At 49.6% G+C, this 11,024-nt stretch carries 7 protein-coding genes and 1 CRISPR repeat array; of the genes, 2 read left to right on the top strand and 5 right to left on the bottom strand.

Features of this window, described 5'->3' with window-relative positions; genetic code table 11:
• A partial coding sequence (locus tag H6F80_RS22170; protein WP_242067510.1) for a hypothetical protein occupies positions 1 to 918 on the top strand: 918 nt, incomplete at its 5' end.
• A 32-nt stretch (positions 919 to 950) separates the two neighbouring features.
• On the top strand, positions 951 to 1,280 hold the full coding sequence (locus tag H6F80_RS22165) for a hypothetical protein (RefSeq protein WP_190793704.1): 330 nt from the start codon (positions 951 to 953) through the stop codon (positions 1,278 to 1,280).
• A 212-nt stretch (positions 1,281 to 1,492) separates the two neighbouring features.
• A CRISPR array of direct repeats spans positions 1,493 to 2,313; the repeat unit is 30 nt; unit sequence CTTCAACGGAGCCACATCAAAGAGATGCGG.
• Positions 2,314 to 2,547: 234 nt separating this feature from the next.
• Here H6F80_RS22165 and csb2 read toward each other — a convergent pair.
• The 5 genes from csb2 to H6F80_RS22140 all read right to left on the bottom strand — a co-directional run.
• Entirely contained in the window at positions 2,548 to 4,242 is a 1,695-nt protein-coding gene (gene csb2, locus H6F80_RS22160) for a type I-G CRISPR-associated protein Csb2 (RefSeq protein WP_190793703.1), read from the bottom strand.
• Complete coding sequence (gene cas7g, locus H6F80_RS22155) at positions 4,239 to 5,201, bottom strand: type I-G CRISPR-associated RAMP protein Csb1/Cas7g (RefSeq protein WP_190793702.1); 963 nt, start codon at positions 5,199 to 5,201, stop codon at positions 4,239 to 4,241. Before cas7g ends, csb2 begins: the two co-directional genes overlap by 4 nt.
• 3 nt (positions 5,202 to 5,204) lie before the next feature.
• Positions 5,205 to 7,343, bottom strand: coding sequence for a type I-G CRISPR-associated protein Cas8g1/Csx17 (gene cas8g1, locus H6F80_RS22150; RefSeq protein ID WP_190793701.1), 2,139 nt, complete (start codon positions 7,341 to 7,343; stop codon positions 5,205 to 5,207).
• The gene (cas3g, locus tag H6F80_RS22145) at positions 7,336 to 9,726 is read right to left on the bottom strand and encodes a type I-G CRISPR-associated helicase/endonuclease Cas3g (protein ID WP_190793700.1); all 2,391 of its coding nucleotides are present in this window, start codon (positions 9,724 to 9,726) and stop codon (positions 7,336 to 7,338) included. The genes cas8g1 and cas3g overlap by 8 nt, the downstream gene beginning before the upstream one ends.
• Before the next feature lie 611 nt (positions 9,727 to 10,337).
• On the bottom strand, positions 10,338 to 11,024 hold a 687-nt coding region (locus tag H6F80_RS22140; protein WP_206755105.1), incomplete at its 5' end, for a hypothetical protein.

Raw genomic sequence — 11,024 nt, 5'->3', positions numbered from 1 at the left:
GGAAAGGCGATCGCCAGCCGTAATGCAACGAAACACGGCTTACTGGCAAAACAGCCCCCTTTGCTGGTTACGGAAGATTTGACAGCGTTTGAAACTCTGCTTCAAGGATTGATCGATTACTACCAACCCCAAAACCCAACTGAGCATTTCCTGATTCAACAGGTGGCAATGGGAATGGTAAAGCAACATCGGCTCTGGTCAGCCGAGGTAGCGATCGCGAATCTTGAGATTTTGAAGGCGCAACAGGAAGCTCAGTTTCCAGACTTAGTGGTTCCGCCCCTAGTTAAGGTGGAGTCAGATCTCCTCGAACAACGAATCTCGTCTCAGCAAGTCCTGGCTGATGAGCGTGAGATTCTGGGGCGATTAATTAGTTTGTTTGATGAAGATATGCGCCTACTCAAGACAGCTCCTCATTTCCAGACGTGGCTTGAAGGGGTACAAGAGTCTATTGGTGGTGCTTATTGTCTTCACGATCGCACTGCCCCCGTTTATCAAGCACAGGATGAGTTTGACTTGTGGCTCGATCGGTGGACTTGTGAGCACAAGGAACAACCCTGTTCAGAACCATTACCTTCAGCAGAGGAAGTTGTTACCCGTATTACCCAAGTCCAGCAGCTTGCAAGGGAACGGATTCAGGCGATCGAGCAGCTTTTAGCGGAGTATAAAGCCTTTGAAGTCCGCATGAATCAGGCGAAGGTATCCAGCCAAGGAATGCAGCAGCAGGAACTCTTTAGCCGCTATCAGCGCAGCATTAATCGAGAATTATATGAAGCGTTGGATCGATTAGAAGAGATTCAGCAACGAAAGAATGAGGGTTGTATGGGTTCGTTTGGTCAAAACCCTGATCTCAGCACTTCACCTGCCAGTCCGCCCCGCACTCCTGACAGCTTTCCTACTTCTGATTCGTGTGTAAGTTAGAGCAATTGGGCAAGATGCACACGAATCAGAGCGTGACCAGATACCTTGCTTTGCTGAAAAACCTGGAGGCACTGGAAGCTGAAAGAAACCGGATCAGCAATGAGGGAGACATTCTGTTTGATTGCTGGCTTGCTCCCTCAAAACCAGGCGGGACTGCCAGAACGGGTAAAGCTCACTGGCAGTTGAGGAGCCGCAAGGCTCAGTTTGCTGGAAAGAAGTCAAAATACATCAAGGCTTCTGAGGTTGGACAGTATGAAGCAGCGCTCGATCGGGGCAAAACTCTTAGGCGATTAGACAAGCAAATTGAGCTATTACAGAAACGAATTGAGCAGATTGACGCAATTTGTACAGTGCCAAAATAAATGCCATCGAGACAAATTCGTGTCGCTGAGCAAAACCTTTTTTGTTGCAGGATTGCTGAGCGAGTTCGCTCAGTGCTTTAGCATCCGGTCATCAGGATTGCCAAGCTGGCTTTAGGCAGAAAAGTAAGCCAGGTTTAGCTTTGCTTTTCGAACGACGCTAATGTGTTTCCACGACAAATAAAAAGTCACTGTATAGGTTGATCGTTGCCTGGCTTCAACGGAGCCACATCAAAGAGATGCGGTTTAACATCAGGGAGGCAATATTCAGAATCAGCTCTGTATTGCTTCAACGGAGCCACATCGAAGAGATGCGGTTTAACATCGATCGGGCACGGGCGCGAGGATTCCGAATTGTGCTTCAACGGAGCCACATCAAAGAGATGCGGTTTAACGGCAACTCTGCGACTCGCGATCGCTGACTAAGAGCTTCAACGGAGCCACATCAAAGAGATGCGGTTTAACGGCTTCCTGCTGTAGCGCAATTTCCCGCTTCAGCTCCCTTCAACGGAGCCACATCAAAGAGATGCGGGTTTAACAATATCGCCACGTACTGAGAAGACAATGCAGAATCCCCTTCAACGGAGCCACATCAAAGAGATGCGGTTTAACCAATTAAGGGGGAAAACGGCCGCCGGATAGGGATCAGCTTCAACGGAGCCACATCAAAGAGATGCGGTTTAACCCCTAATTTGCTTATCAATCTGGTCAAGAAAATGCTTCAACGGAGCCACATCAAAGAGATGCGGTTTAACCTGCTGTGGAGAGCGTTCCGCCCAAGGTCTTGCCCGCTTCAACGGAGCCACATCAAAGAGATGCGGTTTAACCTTGCAGGATTACCCCTAAGCTCACCTTGCCCGAGCTTCAACGGAGCCACATCAAAGAGATGCGGTTTAACGATTAGACTGCTGATTCAGCGGCACATAGTCAAAGCTTCAACGGAGCCACATCAAAGAGATGCGGTTTAACTCGCTCACTTACTGCGCCCGTGGTGGGGATTGGCAGGCTTCAACGGAGCCACATCAAAGAGATGCGGTTTAACTGCGGGCTTCTGAAACACTTACTATATGGAGTTTTCAAGGTTCTATTGCGCGGACCACTATACTGAGCCACTTTTAACACCTGTTAAAGACAAGTCTGATTCTACTCAGAAGGGCTTAGAGCCTTTATGCAAAAGGGTTTTGCAGGCTGCGCGGATCAAATCTTGGTGCTTTTTCTTGTATGGCTTATCCTGTTTAGGTTTGCAGCCTCAATTATGCTGATCGCATTTTTACACCTCCCTATCCGTTCGTCCAAAAACAGGGACAAATACACCCAAGCCAAAGTGAGCGGCATAGCCGAGGGCGATTGGACCTGCTTTCGGTTCAGCAAACTCAATTTCCATCCAGTATCCGCGATCGGACTCCTTTCTTCCATCACCGTGATAACGCCGACGCTGAAACGCTTGCCAGCGATAGCCGCTAAATTGTTTGCCTGCTTCCTCACTTAAGCACCTAGCTCTCACAAGCCATTTCCCATTCTCACGCCCATACCCTAGCCAATCACCCACGTCATCACCTGGATACTGAACTTCGATACATTGATCCAGCGACAATTCACGATTCAGATGGTTGAACAATTGCCTGAGAAGGCGCAGGGTTTGATGTTCTGGTCCATCAATCTGAAAGGCTGTACCCGCAATGTACTTTGGCTGACCCCGATGATTGCATTTGGGATGCCTGGGCAACACCATTGGCGTAAGGCTTTGCCATCTGCAACTTTTACCCAGAAGCAGTGAGCATCCGAGCTGTTCACGCTCAAAGTGATAATGTTCGGTTCGTTCAAGGGAAACTAAGACAGTTTGAACATCAAACCCTTCTGTTCCCCAAACTTTCGGGATCTGACGCAATGCTGAAATTGCTCGCTCTTGAAAGCCCCCTGGTGCATAGACAGTTACATGGCTGATCCTGCCTTTGCTGTTGACCTCCGGCAAATACCAAGCGTGCTGGTGTCCCTCCGCAGGTTTGCCTTTGCCATCCTCACCCGATTCGTTGGGCTTACGACCGACAAAGACTGGATCAGATTGTCCTTCTGCATCTTTACTCCAGCTCATCAACGCCTGCCGAAACCGTTCTCCTAGTGAAATAGCTTCGGTTAGCTTGGGCAGTACATTGGAAGAAAGGGCGAAACGGGCAAAGGTTGGTGGTTCTGGGAGAGAGGGCTGCGATCGCAAGAAATTCCGTCTGTTCGGCTCTAGCTTATAGGCAATCCAACGGGTTCCGGGAATACCATTCCAGTTCTGCCCGTGTAAATTGGCAATGTCTAGTTCTAACGCTTCTAGAATGTCTGCCGGAGCTTTCCACTTCGCTTTACCTTTCTTGGGCTGAGGCAAAACGGCTAGAGCTGCCTGAAATCCTTGCAATCCTTCAACTGTTAACGGTGCCAGCACTCTCAGCCGTTCTATTGTAGGATTGGTTTCCTCATCCCGCAATGGTTTGGCGTTACAGGGCTTGCTATTGCTTACGACTTGCATTTCAACCCAAGATTCTGCCCGACCTAAATAGCCAACCTGACAACAAAGCTGCTGAAGCAACTGCTGCTCTGCTTCACTTAGCTCAACTCCCGACCATACCACCTGAATTTCTGCCTCAGAAGACATCGCGCCGCCGGGTAAGGCATAAAAGGTGTCAAATACCTTAGTCGTTGTCGCTTTGCCTTCCTTCCAAACTGGCATATAGTGCCGAGTATGAGCAGCGGTATAGTCTGGTAGTGCATAGTCAGGTGGCTGATTCGCAAGTTGGTTGAGCAATTGTCCCATCAATGTGCGATCGGGCTGCTCTGGTAAACGGTAGTAAGCCGAAACCAATGCTCGCAAAATTCGCCAGGGTGAAGGTGGCCATTCTACTACCCCTTCATTGACCTGATGATCCCAAGGAGTCGCATGATAGCGACCTGTCAGAAATTGAATAGACAGTCCTACGCTCATTTCTTCTTCTCGCTGGCTTCAGCCTGATACTGAACAACGGTGACAGGGGGATTTGCAAAGGCCCCTCTAGCCGCTTGGACTAATGACGGCAACGCTTCCGTCAAATCTGCATAGCTTGGTAGCTCAAACCCATCAGGACGCTTCACAGTAATGGCAGTTGCTTCTAAGTCGCAAGCAGTTCGGAGGCGCAACCCGCGATCGAGGAACCGCTGAATTTTGTAAAGGGCGATCGCAGTCAGCAAGTTCTCCAGATCAATCCCTAAGCGATAGCCGCGAATTTGTGCCAAATCCAAGCTGAAGTAAGCCGTAATTTTCTCAGCAGTGTACTCTTCCCGGTGGTAGGGAATGTTGCCGCCTCCCTTTTTAGCGTCTGCCTGGGTATTTACTCGGTCATTTTTAACCCCACCAGAGCTAACAACCTCAATGTTGTACGCTTCGATGAAACCAGACAACGCCCGCGCCAGCTTAAACCGTCCTCCAGCAATTTCCTTCTTTGATAAAAATATGCCGTGCAGGAGAGAGTTGAGATCATAATGGGCAAGCACTTGAGCTAGCTTACGGAAATCTACGGCTCCTTCAGTCGAAGCATCTAGTTCCTTCTTCAATTGCTCAAAGAAACTCCGGTCTTTGCCCTCCAAAATGTAAAAGGAGTTGAGCCGATGCGCTTCCAACAGTGAGTTGGTTAGCACCTTGTCATCCTGCTTCACCACCACGTAGGGAATGCCTTGGAGTGGAGCAACCACATCCTGATTGGCTTCATCCCAAATACTGCTTTCTAAACGATTCGCAATGCTCTGTGCTGATTCCAGTAGCAGCATCCGCGTGTTATTGCCGGGAAGCTGATAGGTTGCTGCTCCCAAATCAGGAAAGCCAGTAGGTTGAAAGCGAGTGCCCTGGAGCGGTTCAAGGCTGGCTTCAATCAATAAACGCGGGTGGTCTTTTAGAGCTGTAAAATCCATAAATTACTCCTTAGGGTCAAGTTTGCGAATCTGCTTCAGTAGTCGAGCCAGATCCAAATCTGAAATGGGAAATGCTAGTGCCGAAGCAATCCGCAGAGTACGATTGCTTGGCTCATACACACCTTCTGTCACGGCTGGATCAAGTCCACTTGCATATAGCCGCTGAACGGCAAGCTTCGTTGCGGTATAGCAGTCGCCCGTCGCCAGCTTTGCGAGTAGGGCAGGCACTCTGGGTAAGGTTAAATCCTGTGCCAGAACATAGCGACCAAAAACTTTCTGACAGGCTTCCCGCTTAATTCGGCGACGGTGGGCAATCGCTGATAGTGCATAGGCAACAGGAATGGGCAGCTTTGGCAGTGGCGGCAATTTAAACGACTTCGACAAATCGACCAGGCTCAGCCCACGTGCGATCGCTTCAATCCGCTCCTCGTTCACATTGCAATTGATCCAGCACATGACGTCATCTAGTGGGGCAACCAGTTCCTTATGAACTGCCTCTTCCTGGGAACCGTCCGCCTCTTTCCGTCGCTGGTCTTCAATCTCCTCTCGCTTCAACAATCCAATCAAGTTACTCATCAGCTTCCCGGCTTCCCAGGTCGTGATACCGTCCTCGTTGTTCGTCCAGTCCCACACCCGTCCCCCTGCTTTAGGTCGCACCCGCACTAATCGCTGTCGCAGATTACGACTTGCTAGAGCTAATCCCAAGCGAAATTCACTGGAGTCTTCCATACAAGCCTGAACCCACTCAACTTTGAGCAGCGGTAGTGGATGGCGCATCTTTTCCTGAGTAAATTTCAGAGAACGATCCAGTGCTGCCTCTGCCTCACCTAACGCCATCAGCACATCGAGGAGGGTTGCCTTCTCTCGGCTCAGGTTAATAATCACCGTCTCCAATCGTCGCTGTGCCCGTTTGACCGAAGTAGGAGCCTTTTCATCCTGAGATGCCCATCTGAAGCTGTCCAGCCAGTTGTCAATCTCCATCAACTGATCAATCTGGGGATTGTGCTTAGGTTGGAAGCGATCGAGGGGAATGGCAAAGTAAGACAGCCCATTACGAACCTGGAAGCTGTAGCGAACAAATTCATTAATGCCTCGATCGCGACCGAGATTTGAAACACCTCTGTAAAAGTCCACCCCATAGCGAGCAGTACGATCGCCGACCTTTGCCCGTCCCTCACTGAACAAGATCTGTAGCTCCTTCAACCCTGTCGGTGCGGACCACAGTGGTGTCCATAACTCTGCTCTTGCGTCATCTCCCTCAGCAGCACTGCCGTAGCCCACATTAGAAGGACGCACGGTAAAAGGATAGGCAAAGCCGCCCTGCTCTGATTGTTCATAGCGACGGGTTGCTCCTGCTGTAAACAGCATGATCCCTTCTAACATCAGTACAAAATCCCAGGGATTGACCCTAGAATCAGCGTCATAGCCTGGAGCTGCATTCGCTCCTCCTGCTGCGATCGGATTAAACTGCCCAATCTTGCCATTAAACGGAAGGGATGGCAGCGTTGCGTCAAACAGTGCAGCTTTCAGCAGGGAAGGAGCGTTACCTGTCGGTTCACCTGTCGCGAAGTCAATCAACTCCTGCAGCTGCTGCATGAATGTGCGGCTGAACTCAAAGTTACCGTCATTGCCTCCAGTTCCGGTTAGTGGCGGGAATTTTAGATCCTCTAATGTGACTAAAGCACAGGTATCCAGCCACTTCACAGCTTCATCTGAAAGGGTATTTCGTAATCGTTCCAGCAGTCGTCGTTTGTCCTCTTTTTCTTTAGGCTGAACTACAAGCTTTAGAGCATCAACCTGCTCCTGTGCTATGGCAATCGTCTCCCCATAGCTTTGGAGCCGCTTTGATTGTGCCTGCTGGATTGCCCTGAGCAGCTTCTTCTGTGCTACATCCTTTGGATAGAATCCAGTGCTTCCATTCCAAGGTGCGACCAGCGGGGTGGGCTGGTAGTGATGAAGAAAAAATGTCTCCAGTTCATCCTGCGTGAGGCTCGTTACCAGAACAAACGCATCATTCTGCCAGTAGCCCTTTGCCTGAGTATCCTGCTTCTGTTCAACGATGAGCCGCAGTACGCCCAATGCTTTGAGGTAATTGGACAGTGGCTCTGGCGTACAGCCCTGTAACGTAATGAATTTAGCCATCCGTTACCTCCAAGATGTGAGGAGCATATCTGGCAGAACCGCGCCAGTCAGCAATCCGAATCAAAGTTTCTAGAAATGCCAGCTTGAAGGGTCCATGTTCTTCTAATAGGGCGATCGCTCGTGCTGTCCATGAAGCACCTTGTTCACTGTCTCCCAGCCCCATACAGTTCAGCGAAAGTGACTGGCTCTTAATTTTCAGCCCCATACCCAAGTCAATTTCAGGAAGCTGGTCATGAACGCGATCGCCTTCATAGACTCCCAGCGCAAATCGTTCTACTCCAGTAGGCTTTTCTGTGGGGCGAGGCTGAATTGTCATTCTGACTTTGCCGTGGTGACAGGCAACTAGATAGCACAGCAAAAAGTTTTCCTGTGCTTGTAGTGCCAGTAGTGCGCTAACTAACTCATGCCGAAAGCCACGTCGATTGCGGGGCATTGAGTAGCGATCGCCTGGGTTCTTAAAGTCATGGTCCGATTTTGCCCACAGCGTTTCACCTACCTGCTCAGGTCGATTATGGGTCAGTGCCGTTTGAAAAGCCGGATGCGCTTTGCCTGCATCGTGCCATCGTCCTGCCCTAATAAGAAAGTCAACGGGTAACTCAAACGTTGGAAACTGTTGGCATAAGGTTTCGACTTCCTCAGCAACATCCTGAGAATGGACAGCCAGCTCGACAAACTTGGTTGCTCCCCGGCTCAAACTATCCCGATCGTCCTGGTCTAGTTCAATGCGCTCGTCCAAGGGAACGGCTGGAGTATGTGAAGCAACGCCTGTAAATCCTAGAGCAGGGTCATATCCACCTGCGGAGCAATGCACGAGCACGGTCATTCCAGGGCAAAGGGTCATTGCTTCCTGCCATCCTCGTAAACCGTCCTGTACCCAGGCTTTCTGATTTTGCTTCTTCAGTCGCTCAAGAAACTCCCTGGCTTTTCCAATGCTCACCCGGCAAAGTTCCTGTTGCTGAATCGCATCCATATCATGAGGGGGCTTCGATTCTGACCAGTCTCGCCAAGTGATCGCCACATCCGTTTCATCTGCCTCTCGAATAAAGGATGAAATATCGATGTCGTGTCCTGCCAAGTCAGTTGAGGTATCAAACAATTGCAGCAAGTCATGCCGACGCGGGATTAAGCCTTCAATCTCCGCCTTCGGAACCTTAACCTTCCCTAGTGCAGCTGGTCCTACCTCATTCAGGTCTTTGAGGATCGATCGCGCAGCCTCCAGTGGTTCAGGGGCATAAGGACTGGCATTTTTCTTCAAGTCAGGAATATCGATCCAGTAGACAGTTGCCGTATCAGAACACTCTCCATAGCGATTGCATCGCCCAAACCGCTGCACCAACGATGACCAGGGAGCCAGTTCTGTAAATAGGGTTTGTGCTGAAATGTCTACTCCTGCCTCGATCGCCTGAGTTGCGACCACAATGCCAGAAAGCTTGCCTTCTCGTAGTTTTCGGTTAAGAGCCTGTCGTTCTGCGGCTCGAAAGCGTGAATGAATTAGGGTAATTTCCTCAGAAGTTTGTTTATCCAGTGCTTTGTAAAGTTCTTGGGCGCGACTGACCCGGTTACAAATGACCAACGTAAGGAAGCTGGGACGATGGGCAGCAACTATCTCTTTCACCAGTTCCTTTACGTACTCACTTTCCTTCGCTGAACACACTGTAACCGCTTTCACTAATCGCTTCTGAGACTGCATCCGCCGCTTCAGCGTTTCATTCAGCAGATCCGCAGCAGTGAGGTGATGAGTTTGGCTGAGATCAAGCTTGTAATTGACCGTTTGCAGCAGTTCTGGGTCAAGTGTTGCGCTCATCCAGAGCGAGCGGGTATCTCCATAAGTGCCGAAGCTCTTGTCTTCTCGAAACCCTTGCAATTGGGCGGTTGTTCTCAATCCCGCTCCCATCAACTGCACTTCATCCATCACCCATAGACAATCATTGTTCAGCAAAGCAAAGTGGATGGGCCATTTATAGCGGCTCATACCATATCCGCGATTTAAGGCTCGGCTAAGAAGCTGATCCTGTGTACCAATGAGAATACAATCTTTCTCTGGATGAGCTTCCCAACGGTTGCTTACAGCACCACCCATCAGCAGATGTAGCTCAACCTCATTGTTCAGTCCTGCTCGTTGTAGCCATCCAGTGACCTCGGCATAGGTTTGCTCAACCAGGGTTCGCATCGGCAAGCAATAAACCAGACGACGCGGAGTTTGTTGGCGCGTTTTATTATGCCGTCTACGCCAAAGCCAGCTCAGCACTGCTGTTGCTGTCTTTCCTGCCCCCGTTGGTACGTTTAATAGAATTGGAAGTTCCGGCGCAGTTGCAAGCCGTATCTGATAGGGAAAGGGTGCTTTTTGAGTAATTTCAGCAAACCATTCAACGTAATTTTCCATAGCAAAGTAGCCGCGTTGAAGCGGGTTATGAAATCGATGGAGCTAGGTAAATGGTTCCTACCGAGATAAGGCAACTGGTTTGTCAGTTAGCCCAAAACTATCTATCTAAAGAAGTAGTAAATATGTTCATCTCAAGATAGCTTCTGAGAAACGGAACGTCAAATAAGATTCTGTTAAACATTCAGAAAGATTCATGTTGTTCTAACTTATAGTTAAGAAGCACCAGGAGAGCGATTGTGTCTCTTCGTTAGGGAAATCTAACTCCAACAAGAACAATGGTTCGTGATTCTAAATACTCACGTTGAACCAGCGTCGAATAAAGCAATAAGTATGCTGAACGTACAGGAAGCTTTTACCTGGTCTGACTGGTACCCTCTAGAAGGGTGCTGGCACGGCTCAACTATTCCTACCCTAACTGGGCTTTATCGAATCCAGCGGAGTGATAGACCAGACCTAGACTACATTGGTCAGACAGGCATGAACACAATGAACCTGAAAGAGCGTCTGGCGATGCTGAAAGGCGTTTTTGCAGTAGAGATGCCTTACCGTACCATCCGCTCCTTCCGCATAGAAGCTAAACCAAAAGTTTTACTTCAGAGTATATTTTGACTTCATTGCCGTTGCCCCTGTAAACTGCTGAGGCTGCGACTTGCGGCATCGGCACTCAATCCCCACAGCAGCAGCACCAGATAATCGCGCATAGGTTTGGCTCCGAAGGCATCGCCTTTCTCGATGTAGCGCGTGTTTAAGCCTATGAGGGTCAGCCCGGTGAGCAAGACCAGATAGAGCAGCGGACGAACAGACCAAAAAGTTGCTTCAGCTCGCATTTGGTCTGAGAACCCTGCTAGTGATACAAGAAATTGCTGGACTTGTTCGATTTGGTTTAAGGGGTCTTTTTTCTCAATTTCTGCGATCGCATTTCGGGCACTTTTGTCGAGGTTAACCGCTACATGCCAAAGATCGGTTTCCGCAGGGTTCAAGCCATCTGCTGCACGACGTCGTGCCTGAGTAGTGGTAGATTGCAGAATTTCACTAACCACTGTAGTCGCCTCGTTATCTTGTCCTTGGGCAAGTAGGTTGCGTGCGATACGAATTTGCTCAAAGTCTTCTTCTGAAACGGAGTTCCCTCGCTTTTGTTGTTCGTACAGCTGATCCTCAAGCGTTCGCAGTTGCTTTAGTACTGCCAGTCGGCTCTGGATTAGCGTAATTTGAGTATTAGCCACTTCGTGCTGTTGCTGATAGATCCGCTTTCGGATGTCATGAACCATGGGCAGCAGGATTTTGCGATCGTTTGGGTG

Origin of the sequence: Leptolyngbya sp. FACHB-711, assembly GCF_014695615.1 — a bacterium.
GTDB lineage: Bacteria > Cyanobacteriota > Cyanobacteriia > Elainellales > Elainellaceae > Leptolyngbya_A.
This window is presented reverse-complemented; position numbering and strand designations above follow the sequence as displayed.